This window comes from Segatella maculosa OT 289 (genome assembly GCF_000243015.1).
Classification (GTDB): domain Bacteria; phylum Bacteroidota; class Bacteroidia; order Bacteroidales; family Bacteroidaceae; genus Prevotella; species Prevotella maculosa.
The window spans coordinates 205,233-230,796 of sequence record NZ_JH594502.1; the positions used below are offsets into that span (position 1 = coordinate 205,233).

A 25,564-nucleotide genomic window follows, 5' to 3' on the forward strand; every position below is an offset into this window, starting at 1 on the left:
GGTCTCCCTCGCTTCACTCAATCAGCTTCATTCCCTCTTCAACGGCCTGCATGTTGAGTGGAATCAGCTTGTGGTGGCGCTCCGGCAGTGTTTTGTAGAGGGCCTTTTGCAGGCCTTCCGTACTGGCGATGGGGCACACTTTGAGGAGCGCACCGAGCACGATCATGTTGAAAACCTTGGCATTTTTCAGTTCGGCAGCCTTGTCCATGGCGTCGATGCGATAGGTCGTTATGTCGTTACGTTGGGGAGGATTGACGATGCCGAAGCCGTCGTAGATGAGCGTTCCGCCCGGTTTGAGCTTGGGCATGAACTTATCCAATGAGGGTTGATTGAGCACAATGGCTACGTCATACGTGCTGAGAATGGGCGAAGAGATGCGTTCGTCGCTGACGATGACGGTCACGTTGGCCGTTCCTCCGCGCTGTTCGGGGCCGTAGGCAGGCATCCATGTGACCTCTTTTCCTTCGAGCAGGCCCGAATAGGCGAGGATTTTGCCCATCGAGAGCACGCCCTGACCGCCGAAGCCGGCTATGATGATTTCTGTTTTCATGCGTTGTGTTGTTTAAAGTGAGGTGGTGTCTTTGAGATCGCCCTTGGGATATTTCTCGAACATGTGCTCTTGCATCCACTCGTTGGCCTTGACTGGTGTCAGTTTCCAACCGCTGTTGCAGGTGGAAACAATCTCAACAAGACTCGAACCGAGGCCTTTCATCGAGGCTTCAAATGCCTTTCTAATGGCCTTTTTTGCCTTATGTATGGCTGCAACTGTCTCTACACTCTGTCGCGAAACATAGCAGGTTCCCTCCAAACGAGCAGCAAGTTCGGTGATGTTCAAGGGGTAGCCGTGGAGCTCGGGCACGCGACCGAAGGGGCAAGTTGCAGTCTTTTGGCCCAGCAAAGTGGTTGGAGCCATCTGTCCGCCCGTCATACCATAGATGGCATTATTAATGAAAATGATGGCGATATGCTCCCCGCGGTTGAGCGAGTGTATGGTCTCTGCCGTTCCGATGCAGGCCAAATCGCCGTCGCCCTGATAGGTGAATACGATCCGATCGGGCCAAAGTCGCTTGATACCTGTAGCCAAAGCGGGGGCCCTACCGTGTGGGGCTTCCTGCCAATCGATGTCGATATAACGGTAAGCAAAGACGGCGCAACCTACCGGACTGACGCCGATGGTCTTCTCTTCCATGCCCATTTCGGCAATGACTTCGGCCACCAACTTGTGCACAACGCCATGGGAACAACCGGCACAGTAGTGCATTGGTGTGTCGTTCATCAGTTCCGGCTTAGCGTAAACAAGGTTTTCGGGTGATATGATGTCGTTATTCATTGTCGATAAGTTTAGTCTTTAATGCGTTAACAATCTCTTCCGGGTCGGGCACAATGCCTCCCAATCGGCCGAAATGTGCCACGGGTATGTTGCTTCCTACAGCCAAACTGACGTCTTGGACCATCTGTCCGGCGTTGATTTCTGCCACAAGTATGCCCTTCTTTCCAGCTGCGGCGTTCTGCAATTCCTTTTCGGGAAAGGGCCAAAGTGTTATTGGTCGGAAGAGTCCGAGCCTGATATTGTGGGCTCGGGCCACCTCCATACTCTTCTCAGCGATGCGAGCCGCGCTTCCGAACGCAACCACCAAGTAGTCCGCATCGTCGCATTTCGTCAGTTCACATCGCGTCTCGTTGGCTTTTATCTGGCGGTATTTCGCTTGCAAATGCAGGTTTTTCTGCTCCATCACTTCGGGCATCAATTCGAGCGAAGTGATGATATTTGGCGCGCGATGTCTGCTTCTTCCGGTCGTTGCCCAAGGGCATTCGCGCAGGATTTCGGCTTCTGTTCGGCGCGGTTTCTGCGGAGGTAGCACCACTTTTTCCATCATTTGGCCAATTACTCCATCGCTAAGTATCATCGCCGGATTGCGGTATTTGAATGCCAATGTGAATGCCAAATCAACAAAATCTGCCATCTCTTGCACGGAATTCGGAGCCAAAACGATGACGTTATAGTCGCCATTTCCACCGCCACGAGTGGCTTGATTGTAGTCGCTTTGGCTGGGTTGAATGGTCCCAAGGCCCGGGCCTCCGCGCTGAACGTTCACGATTACGCCCGGCAATTCGGCCCCAGCCATGTAGGAAATGCCCTCTTGCATCAAGGCAATACCGGGACTTGAACTGGAGGTGAGCACGCGTTTTCCGGCTCCGGCTCCGCCATACAGCATATTGATGGAGGCCACTTCGCTCTCGGCTTGCAGCACAACCATTCCCGTTGTTTCCCACGGTTTGAGTAGCGCAAGCGTCTCTATGATTTCGCTTTGTGGCGTGATGGGGTAGCCGAAATAGCCGTCGGCACCGCATCGTATGGCTGCATGAGCGATGGCTTCGTTGCCCTTCATGAGTTTTATTTCTTTCTCTTCCATAGCTTCAATCTTGTTTATTCGAGTTTCTTTCGATAGACCGTGATGCACCCGTCGGGGCAAACAATGCCGCAAGCTGTGCAACCTATGCATTCATCGGGGCGTGCGGCTATAGCAAACGGATAGCCGTTTACGTTGACTTTTCTGTCAGTCAGGGCGATAACGTCTTTCGGACAGGCTACAACGCAAAGCGAACAGCCCTTGCATCGTTCCTCATTTACCACGATGGCACCAACTATTTTTCCCATAATGTTTTTGATATATGTTTGTTGCCGACACCTTTTTACGGATTATACATGTCCTTGCAATAGAAGACATAGATGTCTTCAAGCATCTTTTTAGCCTCGGCTGCAGGGCTTTCCGGGTCAAGAGCGATGGCTTCCATATATGCTTCCATAGCACGTTTGAAGTCACCTTGCCGGCGAAAGTCATTGCCGAGCCTGTAATAATCTGCGGATGTCATGTCGTTAATGTCTTTGTTAAAACAAATTTACTACCTACAAAGGCTATCCAACAAACATCAAGTAAGTTTTTAAGCTATATTAAAATAGTTTTGCTTAAAAGTGCGCACGCCACGAAAGAGTGTGCATAAATCTAAATAAAGTTGTCCCATTCGTTACGGAACTGTGTCATTTTATCGTATAACACGTCGGCTCCTTCGTCGAGAAGTGCCTTATCGGGCAGTGGACCACTGTTGATGGCAACGGTGAAGATGCCTGCGGAAACACCGGAACGGACGCCGAGCGGAGCATTCTCGACAACGATTCCTTCGAATGGTTTCAGGTTTCCGGCTTTCTGAAGCCCCATGAGATAGGGATCGGGGTAGGGCTTCCCCCGTTTCACATCATAGGCCGTCGTGATGTGGTTTTCGTCAAGATAACGGCCGAAATCGTTGAGCAGACGCCGGATAAGCGGTCGTTGTCCGCTGCCGGTGACCACGTTTACCGTCATTCCTGCACACTTTATCTTCTCCATCATGTCGAAGACGCCGTCGAAAATCGGGGCATCCGGCATCTCATGGAAGATGCGGCTTTTCTCGTCATACATGCGTTGTGCCTCCTCTAAAGAGACCTCTTTGCCTTGGCGCGTGGCAATTTGGCGGATAGTGTCAATACCCCTTGCTCCCTCGGTGGCGTAGGCATCGGCTTCGGTCATGTCTATTCCAAACCTTTTCATACTTTCTTGCCACGCAATGGCATGGTGGGGCATGCTGTCATAAAGCACACCGTCCATATCAAAAAGCACGGCTTTGGGGCTGAAATGCCCAAAGCCGTGTCTTTCTAAGTATTGTCTTATGCTGTCATTCATCAGAGCCTTTCACGGATGGCCTTGCTTTCTGCCTCGTAACCGGGCTTGTTGAGCAGGGCAAACATATTCTTCTTGTAGGCCTCGACCCCCGGTTGATTGAACGGATTCACCTGAAGCAAGTTGCCACTGATGCCGCATGCGATCTCAAAGAAATAGATGAGTTGTCCGATGTAGTAGGCATTCAGGCGTGGAACACTGATGCGAATATTGGGCACACCGCCGTCGACATGTGCCAAACGTGTACCGAGTTCGGCCATCTTATTCACGTCATCAACGCGCTTTCCTTCGAGGAAGTTGAGTCCGTCAAGGTTTTCTTCGTCGTGTGGAAAGAGCAGTTTCCGTTCCGGTTCTTCTACACTGATGACGGTTTCGAAGATAGAACGCTCGCCTTCTTGTATCCATTGACCCATCGAATGCAGGTCAGTCGTGAAATCACATGCCGCAGGGAAGATGCCTTTATGGTCTTTTCCTTCGCTCTCTCCGTAGAGTTGTTTCCACCATTCTGCAAAGAAATGCAGTTTGGGTTGATAGTTAACGACAATCTCTATCTTCTTTCCTGCGTTGTAAAGTCCGTTGCGTACAGCTGCATACTGAGCTGCCGGATTCTCTGCAAACGGCACATTCATGCCACAGGCGCGTTCCATTTCTTGTGCACCGCCAACCAATTCTTTCACGTCGAAGCCTGCACAAGCAATCGGAAGCAGGCCGACCGGTGTGAGAACGGAGAAGCGTCCGCCCACATTGTCGGGGATAATGAAGCTCTTATAACCCTCTTTGTCGGCACAAATACGGGCTGCTCCTTTCTTCGCATCAGTTACTTCAACAATCACATCCCTTGCATCTTCCTTGCCGCGTTGGGCTTCGCACTGCTTCTTCAGCAGGCGGAAAGTAAGCGCGGTTTCAGTAGTTGTGCCCGATTTACTGATGTTGATGACCCCGAACTTCTTGTCTTTTAAGTAGTCGGTAAGCTCAAAGAGATAGTCTTCTCCGATGTTGTTGCCGGCAAAAAGAATGGTAGGATTCTTCTTATCCTGTAGCAACCAAGCAAAACTGTTGCCCAAAGCCTCGATAACGGCACGTGCACCAAGGTAGGAACCGCCGATGCCCGCAACGACAATAACCTCGCACTTCGCGCGCAAAATGTCGGCCGTAGCCTGTATTTCATCAAGGAATGCAGGCGTAATACTTGACGGCAAGTGAAGCCAACCAAGGAAATCATTACCCGGACAAGTACCGTTTTCAAGTGCTTCTTGAGCGGCCTTGACTCGACTTTCGTAGGCTTCTACGGTTCCGGCTTTGAGGAACTGTGCTGCCTTCGTGATGTCTAAATTAATATTTTTCATTGTTTTTTTGTTATTATCCTGACCTTATGTGCATACAAGGTCATCGATTATCTGAAACTTTCTGTCAATAATTTGATTTCAATCTGTGGATTGCTGCGGGCATACAAGATGTTGTAGACCGCATCAAGAATGGGCATCTCCACATGTATTTGGCTGTTGATTTCTTTCATACACTTGGTTCCGAAGTAGCCTTCTGCTATCATCTCCATTTCAATTTGCGCACTCTTTACGGAATATCCCTTGCCAATCATCTTGCCGAATGTGCGGTTTCGACTAAACTTGCTATAGCCCGTGACAAGCAAATCACCCAAGTAGACGCTGTCGTCGATGCTACGTTGGGCAGGATAGACGGCCGTCAAGAAGCGGTTCATCTCTTGAATGGCATTAGAAAGCAGCACGGCTTGGAAATTATCACCATATTTCAAGCCATTGCAAATGCCTGCCGCAATGGCATAGACATTCTTTAGCACCGCTGCATATTCGATGCCCACAATGTCAGCCGAGGTCTTTGTCTTGATGTATTCGCCTGCAACAACGTCGGCAAATGCCTGAGCCTTTTCCGCATCAGCGCAGGCAATGGTCAGATAGGTGAGGCGTTCGAGCACGATTTCCTCGGAATGTGACGGTCCGCCGATACATGCCAAGTGCGCATAAGGAACCTCCCACACTCGATGGAAATACTCTGATACCACGAGATTTTCATCGGGAACGATACCTTTTATGGCTGTGACGATGAACTTATCATACAACGGCGTATGGAGTTTTTTCAGGTGATTTTTCAAATAAGGTGATGGAGTGACAAACACAAGTGTATCATAGTCGTGTGCAATCCGATTGATATCGCTCGAAAAATCAATCTCATTGACATTGAAAAGCGCCGTCGTCAGGTAGGCTGGATTATGGCCCAAACGCTTGAAATCGGCTATACGGTCGTCCCGACGCATGTACCATCCGATGTGTCGGGTGTGCTTTACGACGACTTTGGCTATGGCCGTAGCCCACGAACCGCCGCCGATGATGGCTATGTTTCCGCAGTTATGCATTCGCTATGTCTATCCACTTCTGGATTTGTTCAACTGTGGGTTTCTCGTAATCCAGCTTGTATTTCTTGTTGATTTCGCCGAGTTTCTGTTGCAATCCTTGTGCCTTTTCATCCTTGATGTCGCTGATGAGGTTGAAACCGGCTTTGCGCAACACGTAGACCCAAGCCTCTTCAACACCTAATTCAGCCCATTCCTTGACGCTGCTCTGTGGCATTTTGGCCTCGGGTTTCATCTGTGGAAAAAGCAAGACCTCCTGAATGAACTCTTTACCCGTCATCAACATGCAGAGTCGATCGATGCCTATTCCGATTCCAGATGTAGGAGGCATGCCGTATTGGAGGGCGCGAAGGAAGTCTTGATCGATGACCATTGCTTCGTCATCTCCCTTATCTGCCAACTTCATTTGCTCCTTAAAGCGTTCTTCTTGATCCAAAGGATCGTTCAATTCGGAGTAGGCATTGGCAAGCTCTTTGCCGTTCACCATAAGCTCAAAACGCTCTGTAAGCCCCGCTTTCGAGCGGTGCATCTTGGTCAACGGACTCATTTCTACGGGGTAATCCGTGATAAATGTAGGCTGAATAAAGCTGCTTTCGCAGAATTCACCGAAGATTTCATCGATGAGTTTTCCCTTACCAAAGCTCTCATCTATGCCCTCCATCTTCAGCTCTACGGTGGCAATCCGGCGTATTTCTTCCTCATCTTTGTCTGCAAGGTCAAAGCCGGTCTTCTCCTTAATGGCCTCAAGAATGGGTAAACGGCGGAAAGGTGCCTTGAAAGAAATCGTATTTTCACCGTTCTGAACTTCCGTACTTCCGTTGTTGACAGCTTTACAAATGGTTTCAAGCAGTTGTTCTGTGAAGCGCATCATCCAGTTGTAATCCTTGTATTGCACGTAGAGTTCCATGCAAGTGAACTCCGGATTATGAAACTTGTCCATGCCTTCGTTGCGGAAGTTTTTGCCGATTTCATATACACCTTCAAAGCCACCGACAATCAATCTCTTCAGATAAAGCTCGGTTGCAATGCGCATATACATGTCGATGTTAAGCGCATTGAAGTGTGTGATGAACGGTCGTGCACTCGCACCTCCTGCAATACTCTGCAGCGTAGGGGTCTCTACTTCGGTATATCCGTGCGCATCAAAGAAGTTACGCATAGTGCGTAAAATGGTAGCACGCTTGAGAAAGGTGTCCTTAACACCATCGTTTACAATCAAATCTACATAGCGTTGGCGTGCCCGAAGCTCTGGGTCATCGAACTTGTCGTAGGCAATTCCGTCCTTATATTTAACGATGGGCAATGGTTTAAGGCTCTTGCTGAGAAGCTTGATCTCACGTGCATGCACGCTGATTTCACCCGTTTGAGTGCGGAAAACGAAGCCTTTCACGCCGATGATATCACCGATGTCGAGTAGCTTTTTGAACACCTTGTTATATAGGTCCTTGTCGTCTGTGGGGCAGATGTCGTCACGTGAGATGTAAACTTGTATACGCCCTTTGCTGTCCTGCAGCTCTGCGAAACTGGCTTTTCCCATGATTCGGCGGCTCATCATGCGGCCCGCAATCACTACTTCGCGTGGTTCGGCGTCGTCTTTGAATTCTTTTTTGATATCGGTTGAGAATGCATTCGTAGGAAATTCGGCCGCAGGATAGGGATCGATGCCCATGTCTCGCAATTCTTGGAGGCACTGTCTGCGGATAATCTCCTGTTCACTTAATTCTAAAACGTTCATGTCTATAGTTGAATATTCATTATTTTCCAATTGCAAAATTAATAAATTATTCCGAATATGCACCGCTTTTATTGTTTTTTTAAGTAGTATGGTTGTAAATCAATTAATTACAAAATATATAGAAGCGATGATTACCACAGATAAAGTTACAGAGATTTTCTGTTATTATCAATGAAGTTTTGTAAGGATTTGGAAGCAGAACCGAGTAAGAAACTTTAAATAACTCTCACACACGAGAGGTATAAACACCTCAAACAAGCCAGTTTCATGCCCTATAAAGACAAAATCCCTATAGCCAATAGGTTACAGGGAGAAAGAATGTAGCGGGGGTGGGACCCGAACCCACGACCTCCGGATTATGAATCCGACGCTCTAACCAGCTGAGCTATCCCGCCATCACATTCGACTTGATTGTCGATTGCGGGTGCAAAGATAGTACAAAGTTTTGAAACCGCAAAAAAATATCAGAAAATTGTGTGATGTTTTAAGGGTGATATTGATAAAAAACACAAAAAAGAAAGGCAATCTGATAATTTTATGCTACTTTTGCAGCGAAGTCGGCATGTTGTCGCGAAACGAAAGGAAAGTAGTTTCAAATGATTCGAATCAAGAAATTAGATATATTCATCGCCAAACAGTTTGGTTTACTCTTCGTGGGCACATTCTTCATTTGTCAGTTTGTGCTGATGATGCAATTCCTTTGGAGATACGTCGAAGAGTTGATAGGCAAGGGACTCTCCATGGAAATCATGGCTAAATTCTTTTGGTATATGGCGTTGATGCTGGTGCCTCAGGCGTTGCCGCTGGCCATTTTGCTTTCGTCGTTGATAACATTCGGTAATTTGGGTGAGAGTAGTGAGCTGACAGCCATCAAAGCCGCGGGGATTTCGTTAATGCAGGCTTTCAGATCGCTCATTGTGATTACGTTGATAATTTGTGGCATTTCGTTTGTGTTTCAGAACAACATCGGGCCTGAGGCCAACAACAGGATTGGACAACTGCTGCTTTCGATGAAACAAAAGAGTCCGGAACTTGAAATTCCAGAGGGAATCTTCTACGACGGTATACCGAACTGTAACCTGTATGTTCAGCATAAGGACTTGAAGACGGGTAAGCTTTATGGCATCATGATTTATCGAATGACGGGTAGCTATGAAGACCAAGCTATCATATTGGCCGACTCGGGGATGCTACAGGCGACGGCAGAGAAGAAGCATCTGATATTAACGCTGTGGAGTGGAGAATGGTTTGAGAATATGCAGAACGATGCTTTCGGGAACAGTGCCGCTGTTCCTTATCGACGGGAAACATTCACGGGTAAAAAGATTGTGCTCGACTTTGACGGGGGTTTTAACTTGGCTGATGCTTCAGCTTTGTCGAACGATGCACGCGGAAAGAGTCTTGCCCGGATTTATAGGGACAAAGACTCGTTGGAACAGAGCTACGATAGCGTGGGACGGCAGTATTATGCCGATGCCCGGCTAAGTTTGTACTTCATGCCACACATTAACCGGCGGGATTCTATGCTGGCCGTGAAAGCCGGACAGGCAAAAGATTTCAGCATAGACTCGGTATTCAGCAAGTTAACGATGCCGCAGAAGCAACAGGTGTTGAGCGAGGCTATGAGCAAGGTACAAGGTGCAGTGAGCGATTTGGACTTCAAAAGCATGTTCACCGAAGACGGCGACCGCCTTATCCGTCTCCACGAGATGGAGGCCATCAGCAAATTCAGCGTGGCCTTGTCGTGTTTGATATTCTTTTTCATCGGTGCACCATTGGGGGCCATCATCAGGAAAGGCGGATTGGGTATACCTGTCATTATCTCTGTGCTGGTGTTCATTGTCTATTACATTCTCGATAATTCGGGATCCAAGATGGCACGAAGCGGTATCTGGACCGTATGGTTCGGTAAGGGACTGGCTCCCACGGTGTTGGCACCGCTTGCCGTGTTCTTCACCTATAAGGCTTCGAACGATTCGGCCGTTTTCAACCTCGATTTGTATCGTGATAGGCTTTTCAAGCTATTGGGATTGCGACTCAAACGGCATGTCTTCGGGAAAGAAGTCATCATTGACGAGCCTGCATACAAAGAAGATGTCAAGCGGTTGCACACAGTTAGCAAGGAGATTGCCGACTATTCCGCATATCATCGGCTGAAACGTCCGCCCGACCCGATAAAAGTATTCTTCATATATCGGCCCGACCATGAGGTAGAGCGCATCAGCGAGGAGTTGGAAGCAGTCATTGCCGATTTGTCGAACACGCGAGATGTCTATATCCTGAACGAGCTGAACAATTATCCGGTCTTGTCTGTCAAGGCACACACGCGTCCATTTGAGCGGCGATGGCTGAACATGCTGTCAGCCCTCGTGTTGCCCTTGGGTATCTTCTTCTATTGTAGAATGTGGCGTTTCCGCTTGCGGTTACTTCACGACTTGAAGACCATCGGACAGACAAACAGTAAAATCATAAACAGAATTGAAGCAGGTAGTTTGAAATAACTTTCTTCTACCTTATATTATAGGAGAGGTTGAAAGACCGAAACATCAGATTAAGAACAATTATGGAAGATTTCAGATTAAGCAGCATCGAAGATGCCATAAAAGATTTCAGAGAAGGGAAGTTTGTCATCGTCGTTGACGATGAAGACCGCGAGAACGAGGGCGACCTAATCATCGCCGCGGAGAAGATTACCCCGGAAAAAGTGAATTTCATGCTCAAGAACGCCCGCGGTGTGCTTTGTGCCCCGTTAACGCTGTCGAGGGCAGAGGAGCTTGACTTGCCGCATCAGGTGGCGGACAACACGTCGATGCTCGGGACACCGTTCACGATAACCGTAGACAAACTCGAAGGTTGTACGACGGGCGTCTCTACACACGATCGTGCAGAAACCATCAGGGCATTGGCCGATCCGAATTCTGTCCCGCAGACTTTCGGGCGGCCGGGGCATATCAATCCGCTGTATGCGCAGGACAACGGCGTGTTGCGGCGCAGTGGCCACACCGAGGCAGCCGTAGACCTTTGCAAGTTGGCCGGACTTTATCCGGTGGGCGCGTTGATGGAAATCATGAACGAAGACGGTACGATGGCACGCATGCCGCAGCTGGTAGCCCGTGCCCGCGAATGGGACTTGAAGATTATCACCATCAAAGACCTGATTGCTTATCGGCTGAAGACGGAAACGACGATTGAAGTGGGCGTAGAAGTCGATTTGCCCACTGTCTACGGCCATTTCCGCCTGATACCATTCCGCCAGACCAGCAATGGACTGGAGCACATGGCCGTCGTCAAGGGCCAGTGGACGGAGGAAGAACCCGTCTTGGTGCGCGTGCATTCTTCGTGTGCCACGGGAGATACCCTCGGCAGCCTGCGTTGCGATTGTGGCGAGCAGCTGCACAAGGCCATGGAAATGATAGAGAAAGAAGGCAAAGGTGCCGTCATCTATATGCAGCAGGAGGGCCGTGGCATCGGTCTGATGAACAAGATGGCCGCCTATAAGTTGCAGGAACAGGGCTACGACACGGTGGACGCGAACGTACATCTGGGCTTCAAGCCCGACGAGCGCGACTATGGCTGCGGTGCACAGATGTTACGACATCTCGGCATTCATAAAATGCGACTGATGACCAACAACCCCACCAAGCGCGTCGGGCTGGAGGCCTACGGACTGGAAATCGTGGAGAATGTGCCGATAGAAGTCAAGCCGAACGAATACGACAAGAAATATCTTCAGACCAAGCGCGACCGCATGGGACATACGCTCCGTCTGAAATGACGCGGCGGTGAGCGCCTTAGGGTGTGGGCGTGCAGGAAGCGCGAGGCCGAGGAAAAGAAATCATTGGAAAATCCGGAAAAGTAAAATATTTTCGCACTTTTTTAGAACCAAAAAACCACTTTCGTAACTCGCTGGTAATCAACGCCTTGAAGAGGGTAAAAATTCCCTTATAGGAGAATTTAAATTGTCTTATAAGGGAATTTAAATTGTCTTATAAGAGAATTTGAAAAGAATGCGCAGCAAATTTGAATTCGCCTTAATAATGTAAAGAATTTTTATATATGCTTTCTTGACGGTCTGCATAGAGATTTTGTTCAGAATGTGCACGAAAGGAATGTTTTGCAAAAAAAACATCGACAAATCGTCGCTGTAACGAATAAATTGATTACTTTTGTATCAGATTAAAACCAGAGACTGTGAAACTATGGGACAATTATCAGACCGTTTGAACCGGCTCGCGCCATCGGCAACACTTGCGATGTCGCAGAAGAGTAGCGAGATGAAGGCGCAGGGAATCGATGTTATCAACATGAGCGTGGGAGAGCCCGACTTCAACACGCCGGAGCACATCAAAGCTGCTGCCAAGAAAGCCGTGGACGAGAACTATTCAAAATATTCTCCGGTGCCGGGCTATCCCGACTTAAGAAAAGCGATTGTCGAAAAGCTAAAGCGAGAGAACGGGTTGGATTATACGGTCAATGAAGTTTTGGTCAGCAATGGTGCCAAGCAGAGCGTCTGCAATACGATTATGGCACTGATCAACGACGGTGACGAAGTTATTATCCCTGCACCTTATTGGGTGAGTTATCCGCAGATGGTCAAGTTGGCCGGTGGCAATCCTGTGTTCGTGAGTGCCGGTTTCGAGCAGAACTTCAAGATGACGCCCAGGCAGTTGGAGTCGGCGATTACGCCCAAGACAAAGCTACTGATTCTATGTTCGCCGAGTAACCCAACGGGTAGCGTTTATTCGCAGGAGGAGTTGGCTGCATTGGCTGATGTTGTTAAGCAACACGATGGGCTCTACGTCTTGGCTGATGAGATTTACGAACACATTAATTATATCGGCAGACATGCCAGCATCGCCAAGGTCGATGGTATGAAAGAACGTACGATTGTTGTGAACGGAGTTTCTAAAGCCTATGCTATGACTGGCTGGCGCATAGGCTATATCGCTGCGCCGGAGTGGATCGTCAAAGGGTGCAATAAACTTCAGGGACAATATACCAGTGGCCCGTGCTCGGTGAGCCAAAAAGCTGCCGAGGCCGCCTATACATTGGGACAAGTCTGCGTAGAAGAAATGAGGAAGGCATTCGAACGCCGTCGGAATTTGATAGTGCGGCTGGCCAAGGATATCCCGGGCTTGGAGGTCAATGAGCCGCAGGGCGCTTTCTATTTGTTTCCGAAGTGCAGCAGTTTCTTTGGTAAGAGTGACGGCGTGACGACCATTCACAATGTGACAGACTTTGCACTCTATTTGTTGGATAAGGCACACGTTGCAACCGTTAGCGGAGATGCGTTCGGTGCTCCAGAATGTTTCCGTATGAGCTATGCCACGAGCGATGAAAATATCAAGGAGGCCATGCGCCGTATCAAAGAGACTCTGGCAAAATTGAAATGAGAAGCAGCCAATGGGAGAGATAGGCAAAGAAAATCTCTCGTTAAAACTTCTTAATTAGAGATGTAGTTGTTCATAAATTGCTATCTTTGCCAAGTATATTATTCATTAAAGTAGTAGGCAAGACTTTTGGATATGATAAAACAAGAGGATTAAATATCAACATATTATAATAACTAAATTTTATTTTAAAATTATGGCAACAACACAAAAAACAGTCGGCCCTAAGAAATCTCAGGGCTTTCAGGGAGTAAGAAGTGCATTCTGGATTATCGCCGTTTGCTTAGTTATCGCTTTTACTTTGTTCTACACATGGTTTGGTCATGCAAGCCACTTCCAAGGTGGTGACTCCAATGGTTCTCCTGCAGACGTATGGGGTACAATCTTCAAAGGCGGTTTCATCGTGCCGGTTATCCACGCTCTGTTGCTCACCGTATTGGCAATGTCTATCGAGCGTATTCTCGCAATGAAGACAGCTTTCGGTACAGGTTCTCTGCCTAAGTTCGTTGTTAACATCAAGGAAGCGCTGAATGCAAATGACTTTGCTAAAGCTCGTCAGCTCTGCGACAAGCAGAGAGGTTCCGTTGCGAATGTTGTTTATGCTTCTCTTGATGCTTATAAGAATATGGAGAGTGGAGCAAATGCAGCCTTGAAAAAGTCTCAGAAGGTTTCCAAGATACAGTTGGCTCACGAAGAGGCTACTCAGCTTGAGATGCCTACACTGACAATGAATCTTCCTATCATTGCTACAATCGTAACATTGGGTACATTGACTGGTCTTCTTGGTACTGTAACCGGTATGATCAAATCGTTCTCTGCACTGTCTGCAGGTGGTGGCGCTGACTCTGCCGCTCTTTCTGCCGGTATTTCTGAGGCCTTGATCAACACCGCATTCGGTATTTTGACATCATGGTGTGCCGTAGTATCTTACAACTATTTCACCAACAAGGTTGATAAGTTGACATACGCACTCGACGAGGTAGGTTACTCAATTGCTCAGACATACGAAGCTAACCACGTAGAAGAGGCTTAATTTTTGCTAACCCTTTAAAAATTTATCGCTATGGGTAAAGTAAAAATTAAGAAAAGTGACGTTTGGATCGATATGACGCCTATGTCAGACGTTATGACCCTGTTGCTTACCTTCTTCATGCTGACTTCTACATTCGTCAAGAATGAGCCGGTAAAGGTAAACACTCCGGGTTCTGTGTCTGAAATCAAGGTGCCTGAGAACGGCGTCCTGACCATTCTGGTCAATCCTGAAAAGGATGCGACCGGCAAGCCGACAGGCGAAGGTCAGGTATTCATGAGTTTGGATAATACTGACCAATTAGGTCAGGTTTTAGATAACATGGCCGATAAGTTCGGTGTCTCTTTGACTGCTGCGCAGAGTAAGACTTTCAAGACAGAGTCTACATTCGGTGTTCCAATGAATGAACTCAGTAGCTATTTGGCTTCCTCACCTTCAATGCGCCAGAAGACCTTGCCAACAAAAGGTATTCCGATGGACAGTATCAAGGGCGGTATGAGTGAGTTCCAGCAATGGGTAGACGCTGCTCGTCATGTCAATGAGGATATCAAGATTGCTTTGAAAGCCGATGCTGCGACACCTTATAAGACTGTTAAGAAGGTGATGAGTGAACTCCAAGATATGGATGAGAGCCATTACTATATGATTACACAGCTTAAAAAACAGGAGGACTAATCAATGGCAAAAAAAGAAAGCAAACAGAAAAAGATGACTGTCCGCGTAGACTTTACGCCTATGGTGGATATGCTCATGTTGCTGATCACGTTCTTCATGTTGTGTACATCGCTTAGTAAGCCTCAGACCATGGAGTTGACGATGCCGAGTAATGATGAGAATGTCACAAATGATCAGAAGACGGAAGCCAAGGCTTCTGAAGCAATTACGATCTATGTGACAGCAGACAACAAGATATATTATGGTGAAGGTGAGCCTCAGTATAACAATCCAACATGGATTAAAGAAACGACATGGGGCAACGACGGTATCCGCAAAGTATTGAGAAATCATGCTACGGCAAACGGAACCAAACCGGTAACCCGTATAGAACTTGCTGTGAAAGAGTTAAACGCAGAGAAGGCTAATAATCCCAAGATGTATCCTGACAGTATTTATATGAAGAAGCTTAGCAAGCTAAAGGCCGGAGAACTTAAGGATGGCAAGATTCCTACCTTGACCGTGATCATCAAGCCTTCAGACAATGCTTCTTATAAGAATATGGTCGATGCACTTGACGAGATGCAGATTCTAAGTATTGGTACTTACGTCATTGATAAACTCAGTCCTGATGATCTTCACTTGTTGAAGCTCAGAGGAGTGAAACTCTGATTGGTGAAGTAACGAAACTATTTAAAACAGAAACAAATGGCAAAAGTAGATTTATACGATCCCAAATGGGTCGATATGGTGTTCGCCCATAGGAACCAAGCTTACGGAGCATATAAGCTTCGTAAGGGGACCACAGGGCGTAATATCAAGTCGCTCTTGATTTTGGTCATTGCTGCAGCTCTCGTTGGTGGTTTTCTTGCTTGGAAAGTGATTTCTCAGAAGAACGCAGAGGCTCAGCAGGCTTATATGGAGGCAATGCAACTTGCAAAGCTTCAACAAGAGGCTAAGAAACACGAGAAGAAGGAGGTTGTACAGCCTAAAGTACAACCAAAGAAGGAAATTCCTGTCGCTCGTGAGACACAGAAGTTCGTTGCACCTGTTATCAGGAAAGATGAACTTGTAAAGGAGTCTAACACACTTAAGCAAATGGATCAGTTGGACGACAAGGTGGCTGTCGGAACGGAAACCCATGAAGGTACTAAAGATCGTACCATCGAGGCTGTTCGTAATGACATTGCCGTCAATACTCCTCCTCCTGCTCCTAAGGAAGAGGTTACGCAGAAAGTGTTTGAAGTGGTTGAGGTTATGCCATCGTTCCCCGGTGGGCAGGCTGCTTTGTTGCAGTATCTCAATTCGCATGTCAAATATCCTGTCGTAGCTCAAGAGAATGGTATTCAAGGTCGTGTGACGATTTCATTCGTTGTCGAGCGTGACGGCTCTATTACGGATGTTCGTGTAGCACGTCCTGTAGACCCATCACTCGACCGTGAGGCTGCTCGTGTTGTAAGTAGCATGCCAAGATGGACTCCCGGTAAGCAGAATGGTGCTGCCGTTCGTGTGAAGTTTAATGTGCCTGTACAATTTAAGTTACAGTAATTAAAATAAATGAATAAGAAATTATCTTATATATTTATTGGACTATTCCTGACTTTGGTCTTTTTCTCATCTTGTGATGGGAAAAAGACCAAGGGCAGTAGAACTGATACGCCTACGTCGGGGAAAATCGAGTTTTTCGCTGACGAGAGTTTCAGTCCTTTTATCGAAGAGGAGAGACAACAGTTTGAGTTTGAATACCCGAAAGCACATCTGATAGCACGCTATGCCGATGATATAACGGGGTTCAAGAAACTTCAGGATTTGAAGACTTGCTTGTTCTTTACGTCTCGTGCTTTGAAAGCCGGTGAGGTAGCTTATTTCAAATCCAAGAATCTTATCCCTTCTGTATTTCCTATCGGATATGACGGCTTGGCTTTTATCGTCAATCGAAACAACACGGATACTTGTATCACGGTTAATGATATTAAACGAGTATTGAGCGGTGAAGTCAAGAAATGGAGCGAGCTATATCCGAAATCTAAACGTGGAGACATTGAGGTCGTGTTTGATAATCCGGCTTCTGCTACTTTGCATTATGTCATTGACTCTATCATGGGTGGCAAGAACCTTACGGCCGATAACATTGTCGCAGCCAAAAGCAGTAAGGCCGTTATTGATTATGTCAACAAGAATATCAATGCAATCGGTATTATTGGGTCGAATTGGCTGAATGATAAGCGCGATTCGACGAATACCACTTTTAAGAAGAATATTCATGTCATGTCTGTATCTATTAAAGAAAAGGCCACACCAATGAACAGTTGGAAGCCTTATCAGGCATATCTTTTGGACGGTCGTTATCCCTTTGCGCGTACACTTTATGCAATTGTGATCGATCCCTATAAGGCGCTCCCTTGGAGTTTTGCCAATTACGTGACCGGACCAAAGGGGCAGTTGATTTTGTTTAAGACCGGACTACTGCCTTACAGAGGTGACATCTCAATAAAAACAGTTCATGTCAAAAGGTAATTGATAGGAGCCCCTGCTTATCAACACTTTTAGCAGGCACATCGATTATTGTTAATCTATAAAGAATGGAAAATATGAAAAGAATGAAATATGTAGTAGCTGGATTTCTGATGATGGGATTATCGCTTCCGGCTGTGGCACAGAATGCTAATTACAGTGTGATGCTGAAGCCGATAGAGCAATCTTTAAAAGACAATCCTAATATGGATGCCAAGACGCTGAAGAATCTGACCAAGGATTATCAGAAAGAGTTTAAGAAAGACCCAAAAGCTTTGGTAGCTCTTGGTGAGGCTTTATTGATTAACAAACAATATGATGAGGCTTCAAACATCGGCAATGCTGTGATAGCCAAATATAAGGACTTTGGTGATGCCTATATTCTTTTGGGCGACATTGCTGCGATGAAAGATGACGGTGGCAATGCCGCTATGTGGTATGAGCAGAGTATGACTATGGACCCGAAGAATCCGCAGGGCTATATGCGCTATGCTAATGTCTATAGAAAGCGGAGTCCAGAAGAGAGCGAGCGGGCGTTGAATCTATTGAAGCAGAATTGCCCAGATTTCCCCATTGAGGCTGAAGCTGGAAACAACTTCTATTTGGCCGGCAACTATGCTAAGGCTTTCGAGTATTTCTCTAAGTCGAACAAGGAAGACCTTGCAGAATATTATCTTGTTGGGTATGCAGTCTCTGCCTATATGGCCAATAAGAAGGAGGAAAGTCTTGATGTCTCAAAGTTAGGAATTCAGAAGTTTGCTAAGAACATCACTTTCGACCGTGTGGCGCTTTGGAGTGCTGTTGATTTGCAGAAGTATGACGAGGCCATCAACTATGCCAAGATTGTCCTCAACACGGACTCGGTTGAGAAAAGTGCCCGCGACTATATCTACTACGGACTTGCACTTCGAGGCAACAAAGCATATGATGAGGCCATCGCACAGTATCAGAAGGCTTTCGACTTGAACAAGGAAGACTACAAACCCTATCAGTATATGGCCGACACCTATGCTGAAATGGGACAGGAAGACAAGGCTTTGGAATGTAACGAAGTCTACATGGCTCACAACCAGAATGCCACTCCTTCCGACTATGCCAAGCTGGCTAACATCTATGTTCAAAAGGCAGAAAAGGGTGGAGACGGCAAACAAGCCAATTTAGACAAGGCTTATGGCATCTATGGACAAATGGCCGAGAAGTGGCCGACCATTGCAGCTTGGGTCAATAATATGGCCGGTATGCAGGCTTCAAAGGCCGGGCAAGACGAAAAGGGGGCCGAGTTCTTCCAAAAGGCTGTAGACTTGTTGGCCAACAAGGCAGACCGTCAGGATGATGAAATAACGACTCTAAAGTCGGCCTTGGCCAATCTCGGCTATTATTATTGGGTGACCAAGAATGATCTTGAAGCGGCTAAACCTTATTATGAGCAGCTTATCAAGCTCGATCCCGATGACAAGAATGCCCGTGCCGCTCTTGGCTTGGATACCGAAGCCGCTCCGCAGCAATAATTGACACGCTTTATCTGTAAGCGTGGGGGAGGATAAAAACAGCCATTCCCCCTCTGCTCGAAAAGAGAGCCGCGTCTGATTGAAAAGAGAGGCGGCTCTCTTTTAATTCCGAACCGCCTCTGATTTAATTCCGACGCGGCACGAAACGAAGCGAGAGCCGTCTCGCAATAAATTCCGACGCGGCACGGAATGAAGTGAGAGCCGCCTCGCAATAAATTCCGACGCGGCACGGAATTTACGGAGAGGGGGATGTAAATTCACTGAGAGGGGGGTCTCACTGAAGTGAGAGGGGGATGTAAATGAAAAAAGATCCCCATCTAATTTTAAAAAGATATAGATCTAATTTAAAAAAGATCCCCATCTGATTGAGAAGTGGATGCAAGCACGTCTTGACACGCCCTATAAATCATGATATTGAAAAACATAAACCTCTATAATTATAATAGCTTATGAACATAGATTGTGCCATTATTCACGGAAATGTCATTACCCCGTCACGCATCATCGAGCAAGGTTGTGTGCTTATTGCAGATGGTAAAATCGTAGATGTATTGGATACGATTCCGAGATTGGGCGAAACGGTGGACATTATTGATGCCAAAGGAAACTATGTGGCCCCCGGCTTCATTGATTTGCATACGCATGGCGCAGGTGGTGCCGATTTTATGGACGGCAATACGGCGGCTTATCTTACAGTAGCCCGTATGCATGCTTCGCACGGTACGACACTGTTATACCCGACGACACTGACCAGCAGCAATGAATTGCTTTATGAAACATTCGAAACCTATCAAGATGCGGTTCGAAATAACAAAGACGGTGCGCAGTTTGGCGGCCTGCATCTTGAGGGACCTTATTTTTCTCCATTTCAAAGCGGCGCGCAGGATAAGTGTTACCTGCGTAATCCGCAGCCGGAAGAATATATGGAGATATTAAATCGCACAGACGACATAGCCCGCTGGAGTCTTGCACCGGAATTACCGGGTGCTAATGCGTTTGTTAATGTTCTGCGCGAGCGTGGAATCTTGGCTGCGGCAGGACATACCAACGCCACATTCGAGGAGATGCAAGAGGCTTATCAAAACGGACTTACCCACTTGACGCATTTCTATTCGTGCATGAGTAGCATCACCCGGCGAAATGCCTATCGCTACGCCGGCGTACTGGAATTCGGTTATTATGAAGATGATATCACCGTAGAAATCATAGCCGACGGCATTCATGTCCCCTCCTCGCTGTTGAAGTTGGTGACCAAGATCAAAGGAGTCGAACGTATTGCCTTGATAACTGATTCCATGCGTGCAGCCGGCATGCCTGAAGGGAAAAGCATATTGGGAAGCCTGACCAACGGACAGGAAGTGATTGTAGAAGACGGCGTGGCCAAGTTGCCCGATCGGAGTGCTTTTGCAGGGAGTGTGGCTACTGCCGACCGGTTGGTACGTACCGTCATTCGTGAAGGAAACGTTACATTGCATGATGCCGTCCACATGATGAGCGAAACACCTGCACGAATCATGCACGTCGATGACCGGAAAGGGAAAATCAGGAAAGGGATGGATGCCGATATCGTCGTCTTCGACAATAACATCACCATATTACAAACCATCATTAACGGAACAACAGTTTATACGAGATAACCATGTTAACAAGAACTTTTAAGACAGACAAATTAATCGTCAATATATACGATTCGAGAACCGAAATGGGTAAAGGAGCAGCAGAAGAAGCCGCTGCATACCTGAGGCATCTCCTTGCAAGGAAAGAAGAGGCATATATTGTATTCGCTGCAGCGCCTTCTCAAAATGAGTTTCTTGCGGAATTAGCAGCTGCACCCGACATTGATTGGCAGCGCATACATGCTTTGCACATGGACGAATACATCGGACTTCCTGCCGATGCACCGCAAGGCTTTGGTAATTTCTTAAAACGAAGCATCTTTGATAAGGTTCCTTTTGCCTCTGTCCACTATATTGGAACGGAAAAGACAGCAGAACAGGCGTGTGCCGAATACGATAAGTTGCTGCGTGCGCACCCTATTGACATTGTGTTCATGGGGATTGGCGAGAATGGACACATTGCTTTCAACGACCCGCATGTAGCCGATTTCAACGACCCCGAACCTATCAAGAAGGTTGAATTGGACTTGACTTGCCGCAAACAACAAGTAAACGACGGCTGTTTTGCTGCTTTAGACGAAGTTCCTCGATGCGCATTGACATTAACTATCCCAACACTTCTTTCTGCCGACCGAATCTTTTGCATTGTTCCGGCTTCAACAAAAGCCAATGCTGTCAAGGCTACCGTATATGGTGATATCTCAACGCAGTGTCCGGCCTCTATCCTTCGACAGCATGATTATGCCACACTTTATGTCGATATGGATAGTGGCAAGTATCTAATCAATCAATAAGCAAGATAATACGGAGTATCAATCAGTTTATAGCGGCGGGCAGAGTTTTGGTTTATCATACAAAGTCATTGGTTCCTGATGCCGTGCCCCGAACTTATGTTTCCAAAGTGACTTCAAATGCAGCTATAGTTAACAGCAGAGGCTATTGTGACAATAGTCTTCCTTTATAAACTGCTGAATAGCTTTTTGGAAGATTGCTGCAATAGACTATTTATCTCAGTCATTTTACCTTGTAATCTCAGTCATATTATGAGGCAAAATGGCTGAGATTAGCGTGTAAAATGGCTGAGATTGAAAAGGCATAATGGCCGAGACAAATCAGCAGGTTGTGCAAGTTGGTTCACTGGCATCATACGATGGGCGCGCGTGCTTTTATTTTCAGTTTGATGCCGTTTCTATTTTTTTTATTATCTTTGCAGGAGCGTATGAAGGTAATAGACATTATTCAACAACATAAAGATAGGAGAGGGCTCTCGTTTGAGGTGCTGCCACCCTTGAAAGGGAACGGCACCGATGGCTTGTTTGCCACGATTGACAAGCTAAGAGAACTTGAACCGCTTTTCATCAACATCACGACGCACCACAGCGAATACGTCTATAAGGAGCTGCCCAACGGACAGTTCGAGCGCAATCGTGTGAGGCGCCGCCCGGGAACGGTGGCCATTGCCGCTGCTCTGCAGAACAGATACCGGCTGCCCGTGGTGCCTCATGTGATATGCAGTGGTGCAACGGCAGAGGATATCGAATATGAACTGCTCGATCTACAGTTTCTGGGCATTGAGAACTTGCTGCTGCTGCGGGGCGACAAAGCCAAGGACGACCGTGTGTTCACGCCGACGCCGGGCGGATATGCCCACACGACGGAGCTGATGCACCAAGTGAACCGCTTTAATGAGGGTTTCTTCAACGACGATACGCCTATCAAGCATCCCGGAACGCCGTTTGCCTATGGCGTGGCGGCCTATCCCGAGAAGCATGAGGAGGCACCCAACTTGGAGATGGACATGCAGTATCTGAAGATGAAGCAGGAGATGGGCGCGCAATATGCCGTGACGCAGCTGTTCTATGACAATGGCAAGTTCTTTGATTTCGTCAGTCGAGCCCGTCAGGCAGGCATTACGATTCCTATTATTCCCGGCATCAAACCGCTGGCACGGCTGTCGCAGTTGACGGTTGTGCCGCGCACGTTCCGTTGCGACCTGCCCGAGGCGCTTGCCAACGAGGTCGTGAAGTGCAAGAGTGACGAAGATGCCCGTCGGTTGGGCATAGCGTGGGGCATCGACCAGTGTCGCGAGCTCTATGCTTCGGGCTTCCACACCATCCATTTCTATACCGTTTCGGCCGTGGACAGTGTCAAAGAGATTGCAAGAGAAATTCTGTAAGGCATGAAGTTCAGTGAGGTTATCGGACAGGAAGACGTCAAGGACCGGCTCCGCGAGCTGGTTCGCGAGCGACGTGTGCCCAACACGCTGATGTTCTGCGGGCCAATGGGGAGCGGAAAGATGGCCCTTGCCCTCGCCTTTGCCTCTTATCTGCTGGGCGAGCGCGATGGCGAAGCGTCGTTGCTTGCCGATTCGCAGGCCATTGTCAACGCCGAAGCGATGCTGGCCCGCTGGGAGCACCCCGATTTGCACTTCACCTATCCCGTCATTAAGCCTGTGGGCACTTCGGCCGAGCACAAGATGACGAGCGACGACTTCACGCGCGAGTGGCACGAACTGCTCTGCAAGTCGCCTTATTTCAGCATGGACGCGTGGCTCGCTTGCATGGACGCGGCCAATCAGCAGGCCATCATCGGCGCAGGTGAGAGCGATGAGCTCACGCGCAAGCTCAGCCTGAAGTCGAGTCAAGGCGGCTACAAGGTGAGCATCATCTGGTTGCCTGAACGAATGAACGTGGAATGCGCCAACAAACTGCTGAAACTCTTGGAAGAACCGCCGCGCCAAACGGTGTTCATGATGGTGTGCGAGGAGCCCGATGCGCTGCTCGACACCATCAAGAGCCGCACGCAACGCATCGATATCAAGCGCATTGACGACGCAGCGCTGGAGCAGGCACTCATAGAAAGGCGGGCCATCGACGTCGATACCGCCCACCGCATCGCACGCATCGCAGGCGGAAATTGGTTGCGCGCACTCGAAAACCTCGAGGCCAGCAACGAAAACCGACTGTTTCTCGACATGTTCATCATGCTCATGCGGCTGGCTTATCAGCGCAACATCAAGGAGCTGAAGCAGTGGAGCGAGGCCGTGGCCGGCTACGGACGCGAAAAGCAGCGCCGACTCCTGCGCTATATGATGCGCATGGTGAGGGAAAACTTCATGTATAACTTTGGACAACCCGAGCTGTGCTACCTGACGCAGGAGGAAGAGAACTTCTCTTGCAAATTCGCACGGTTCATCAACGAGGCCAATGTGGTAGACATCAATGAGCTACTACAGAAGGCCCACCGCGACATAGGGCAGAATGCCAACGCGAAGGTCGTCTTCTTCGACTTGGCACTGCAAATGATTGTTTTATTAATAAGAAAGTAAAGACTTCGTATGGACTTCAAGAATATGAAATTCAAGATGGCAACGGGCTGCGACCGCGGTCTCTGCCATAAAGGATGCGGGCGGCAAAACCGGCAACTCAACACGTATGACTGGCTGGCCGACGTGCCCGGAAACGCCGAAAGCACCGACCTCGTGGAGGTACAGTTTAAGAACACGCGCAAGGGATATTATCATAATGTCAATAAACTCAGTCTCGCGAAAGGCGACGTGGTGGCCGTCGAGGCCAGTCCGGGGCATGACATCGGTACGGTCACGCTGACGGGCCGCCTCGTAAAGCTGCAGTTGAAGCGGATAAACCTTAGGTCGACCGACGACATCAAGCGCATCTATCGTATCGCCAAGCCGGTAGACATGGAGAAATTCCGTGAGGCGAAGGCGCGCGAACACGACACGATGATCGAGAGCAGAGAGATAGCCCGGCGCCTCGGCCTGAAGATGAAGATTGGTGACGTGGAATATCAGGGCGACGGCAATAAGGCCATCTTCTACTACATCGCCGACGAACGTGTAGACTTTCGACAACTCATCAAAGACCTCGCCGCTGCCTTCCATGTGCGCATCGAAATGAAGCAGATAGGTGCGCGGCAGGAGGCTGGGCGCATAGGCGGAACAGGACCCTGCGGCCGCGAACTGTGCTGTGCCACATGGATGAAGAACTTCGTCAGCGTGAGCACCAACGCTGCCCGCTTCCAAGACGTGTCGCTCAATCCCCAGAAGCTCGCCGGCATGTGCGCCAAGCTCAAGTGCTGCCTGAACTATGAAGTGGACGATTATATGGAAGCCGGACGACGTATGCCGCCGCGTGACGCGGTATTGCAGACGAAGGATACCGACTACCATCAGTTCAAAGCCGACATACTGGCAGGCCGCGTAGCCTATTCTACCGATAAGCACATGGCGGTCAATCTCGAAACCATCACAGCACGCCGGGCCAACGATATCATCGCCATGAACCGGTGCGGAGAGAAGCCCCTCTCGCTTCTCGAGAACGATAAGGCCAAGACGCCCGAGAGGTCCAAAGACCTGCTGGTCGACGACATCAACCGCTTTGACAAGACAAAGCGAAAGAAGAAAAAGCGCGCCCCCGCCCGCGACGCAGGTAGTCATCACCGTCCCGAAAAGCCGGTCGACACGCGTACGCAGCCCGATGCCGACCCGAAACCATGAAGATACGCAACACCATCATACCGCTACTCTTTGCCTTGGCCCTCACATCGTGCACGAGCGGAAAGGTATATGATCGCTATCAGCACACGCCTATCGGAGGCTGGGAGCGCAACGATACTTTGATGTTTGCCGACATAGCCCGCTTCTCGCGCAGCGCTGTCTATACGGCCGAACTCGGTCTACGCATCTCGGGCGCCTACCCGTTCATGGGCCTCACGCTCATCGTCGATAAACACTTCTACCCTCGACATATCGTTGAGAGCGATACCATCGACTGCTCGCTTATCGACCACAACGGAAACAGCCGGGGCGTAGGGGGGGTGGGTTATTACCAATATCGCTTCGGGCTTAACCCTATACAAGTTTCGGCCGGCGACAGTATCGTCGTCAGCATCAGGCACAATATGAAGCGTGAGATACTGCCGGGTATCAGCGACGTGGGGCTGATGCTGACCGAAGCAGCAGACAGACCGAAGTATAAGTAGCCCCAACCCCTTTT

24 protein-coding genes and 1 tRNA gene are annotated in these 25,564 nt (G+C 48.4%); 15 read left to right on the forward strand and 10 right to left on the reverse strand.

What is annotated here, in order from left to right:
- Nucleotides 1-13: 13 nt before the first annotated feature.
- The 10 genes from HMPREF9944_RS04965 to HMPREF9944_RS05010 all read right to left on the reverse strand — a co-directional run bounded on the left by HMPREF9944_RS04965 (nt 14) and on the right by HMPREF9944_RS05010 (nt 8,232).
- A complete protein-coding gene (locus tag HMPREF9944_RS04965; protein ID WP_008564885.1) occupies nt 14-550 on the reverse strand; it encodes a 2-oxoacid:acceptor oxidoreductase family protein in 537 nt (178 codons plus the stop codon).
- A gap of 12 nt (nt 551-562) precedes the next feature.
- Complete coding sequence (locus HMPREF9944_RS04970) at nt 563-1,330, reverse strand: thiamine pyrophosphate-dependent enzyme (protein ID WP_008564888.1); 768 nt, start codon at nt 1,328-1,330, stop codon at nt 563-565.
- Entirely contained in the window at nt 1,323-2,414 is a 1,092-nt protein-coding gene (locus tag HMPREF9944_RS04975) for a 3-methyl-2-oxobutanoate dehydrogenase subunit VorB (protein WP_008564889.1), read from the reverse strand. Before HMPREF9944_RS04975 ends, HMPREF9944_RS04970 begins: the two co-directional genes overlap by 8 nt.
- Nucleotides 2,415-2,428: 14 nt before the next feature.
- Nucleotides 2,429-2,659 (reverse strand): 4Fe-4S dicluster domain-containing protein, encoded by a 231-nt coding sequence (locus tag HMPREF9944_RS04980; RefSeq protein WP_008564890.1) that lies wholly within the window; start codon nt 2,657-2,659, stop codon nt 2,429-2,431.
- A gap of 35 nt (nt 2,660-2,694) precedes the next feature.
- Nucleotides 2,695-2,874 (reverse strand): tetratricopeptide repeat protein, encoded by a 180-nt coding sequence (locus tag HMPREF9944_RS04985; RefSeq protein ID WP_008564891.1) that lies wholly within the window; start codon nt 2,872-2,874, stop codon nt 2,695-2,697.
- A gap of 131 nt (nt 2,875-3,005) precedes the next feature.
- The gene (locus tag HMPREF9944_RS04990) at nt 3,006-3,719 is read right to left on the reverse strand and encodes an HAD family hydrolase (RefSeq protein ID WP_008564892.1); all 714 of its coding nucleotides are present in this window, start codon (nt 3,717-3,719) and stop codon (nt 3,006-3,008) included.
- The gene (locus tag HMPREF9944_RS04995) at nt 3,719-5,062 is read right to left on the reverse strand and encodes a glucose-6-phosphate isomerase (protein ID WP_008564893.1); all 1,344 of its coding nucleotides are present in this window, start codon (nt 5,060-5,062) and stop codon (nt 3,719-3,721) included. The genes HMPREF9944_RS04990 and HMPREF9944_RS04995 overlap by 1 nt, the downstream gene beginning before the upstream one ends.
- 47 nt (nt 5,063-5,109) lie before the next feature.
- Nucleotides 5,110-6,105, reverse strand: a complete 996-nt coding sequence (locus HMPREF9944_RS05000; protein WP_008564895.1) for an NAD(P)H-dependent glycerol-3-phosphate dehydrogenase — start codon at nt 6,103-6,105, stop codon at nt 5,110-5,112.
- Nucleotides 6,098-7,837 carry a lysine--tRNA ligase gene (gene lysS / locus HMPREF9944_RS05005; protein ID WP_044113381.1) on the reverse strand — a complete coding sequence of 580 codons (1,740 nt, stop codon included), beginning with the start codon at nt 7,835-7,837 and terminating at the stop codon, nt 6,098-6,100. Before lysS ends, HMPREF9944_RS05000 begins: the two co-directional genes overlap by 8 nt.
- Before the next feature lie 321 nt (nt 7,838-8,158).
- Nucleotides 8,159-8,232: transfer RNA gene (locus tag HMPREF9944_RS05010), tRNA-Met, on the reverse strand.
- A 201-nt stretch (nt 8,233-8,433) separates the two neighbouring features.
- Between HMPREF9944_RS05010 and HMPREF9944_RS05015 the strand changes: the two genes are divergently transcribed.
- The 15 genes from HMPREF9944_RS05015 (at nt 8,434) to HMPREF9944_RS05085 (ending at nt 25,550) form a co-directional block, all read left to right on the forward strand.
- Nucleotides 8,434-10,338 (forward strand): LptF/LptG family permease, encoded by a 1,905-nt coding sequence (locus HMPREF9944_RS05015; protein ID WP_008564899.1) that lies wholly within the window; start codon nt 8,434-8,436, stop codon nt 10,336-10,338.
- Nucleotides 10,339-10,400: 62 nt separating this feature from the next.
- Nucleotides 10,401-11,612: a bifunctional 3,4-dihydroxy-2-butanone-4-phosphate synthase/GTP cyclohydrolase II gene (locus HMPREF9944_RS05020; protein ID WP_008564901.1), complete on the forward strand. Its 1,212-nt coding sequence runs from the start codon at nt 10,401-10,403 to the stop codon at nt 11,610-11,612.
- Nucleotides 11,613-12,036: 424 nt separating this feature from the next.
- Complete coding sequence (locus tag HMPREF9944_RS05025; protein WP_008564903.1) at nt 12,037-13,230, forward strand: pyridoxal phosphate-dependent aminotransferase; 1,194 nt, start codon at nt 12,037-12,039, stop codon at nt 13,228-13,230.
- Nucleotides 13,231-13,423: 193 nt separating this feature from the next.
- Nucleotides 13,424-14,260, forward strand: a complete 837-nt coding sequence (locus HMPREF9944_RS05030; protein ID WP_008564904.1) for a MotA/TolQ/ExbB proton channel family protein — start codon at nt 13,424-13,426, stop codon at nt 14,258-14,260.
- A gap of 30 nt (nt 14,261-14,290) precedes the next feature.
- A complete protein-coding gene (locus HMPREF9944_RS05035; protein ID WP_008564905.1) occupies nt 14,291-14,932 on the forward strand; it encodes an ExbD/TolR family protein in 642 nt (213 codons plus the stop codon).
- 3 nt (nt 14,933-14,935) lie between these two features.
- Complete coding sequence (locus tag HMPREF9944_RS05040; RefSeq protein WP_008564906.1) at nt 14,936-15,583, forward strand: ExbD/TolR family protein; 648 nt, start codon at nt 14,936-14,938, stop codon at nt 15,581-15,583.
- A 36-nt stretch (nt 15,584-15,619) separates the two neighbouring features.
- Nucleotides 15,620-16,459: an energy transducer TonB gene (locus HMPREF9944_RS05045; protein ID WP_008564907.1), complete on the forward strand. Its 840-nt coding sequence runs from the start codon at nt 15,620-15,622 to the stop codon at nt 16,457-16,459.
- Between the two features lie 9 nt (nt 16,460-16,468).
- Nucleotides 16,469-17,428, forward strand: a complete 960-nt coding sequence (locus tag HMPREF9944_RS05050) for a PstS family phosphate ABC transporter substrate-binding protein (protein ID WP_008564908.1) — start codon at nt 16,469-16,471, stop codon at nt 17,426-17,428.
- Nucleotides 17,429-17,502: 74 nt separating this feature from the next.
- Nucleotides 17,503-18,933, forward strand: a complete 1,431-nt coding sequence (locus tag HMPREF9944_RS05055; protein ID WP_044113434.1) for a tetratricopeptide repeat protein — start codon at nt 17,503-17,505, stop codon at nt 18,931-18,933.
- Nucleotides 18,934-19,382: 449 nt separating this feature from the next.
- Nucleotides 19,383-20,570 (forward strand): N-acetylglucosamine-6-phosphate deacetylase, encoded by a 1,188-nt coding sequence (gene nagA, locus HMPREF9944_RS05060; protein WP_008564911.1) that lies wholly within the window; start codon nt 19,383-19,385, stop codon nt 20,568-20,570.
- 2 nt (nt 20,571-20,572) lie between these two features.
- On the forward strand, nt 20,573-21,343 hold the full coding sequence (locus tag HMPREF9944_RS05065) for a glucosamine-6-phosphate deaminase (RefSeq protein WP_008564912.1): 771 nt from the start codon (nt 20,573-20,575) through the stop codon (nt 21,341-21,343).
- Nucleotides 21,344-21,768: 425 nt separating this feature from the next.
- Nucleotides 21,769-22,725: a methylenetetrahydrofolate reductase gene (locus HMPREF9944_RS05070; RefSeq protein ID WP_008564914.1), complete on the forward strand. Its 957-nt coding sequence runs from the start codon at nt 21,769-21,771 to the stop codon at nt 22,723-22,725.
- Nucleotides 22,726-22,728: 3 nt separating this feature from the next.
- Nucleotides 22,729-23,877: a DNA polymerase III subunit gene (locus HMPREF9944_RS05075; RefSeq protein ID WP_008564915.1), complete on the forward strand. Its 1,149-nt coding sequence runs from the start codon at nt 22,729-22,731 to the stop codon at nt 23,875-23,877.
- A gap of 9 nt (nt 23,878-23,886) precedes the next feature.
- Complete coding sequence (locus HMPREF9944_RS05080) at nt 23,887-25,065, forward strand: PSP1 domain-containing protein (protein WP_008564917.1); 1,179 nt, start codon at nt 23,887-23,889, stop codon at nt 25,063-25,065.
- Nucleotides 25,062-25,550, forward strand: coding sequence for a gliding motility lipoprotein GldH (locus tag HMPREF9944_RS05085; RefSeq protein WP_008564918.1), 489 nt, complete (start codon nt 25,062-25,064; stop codon nt 25,548-25,550). Before HMPREF9944_RS05080 ends, HMPREF9944_RS05085 begins: the two co-directional genes overlap by 4 nt.
- Nucleotides 25,551-25,564: the final 14 nt, after the last annotated feature.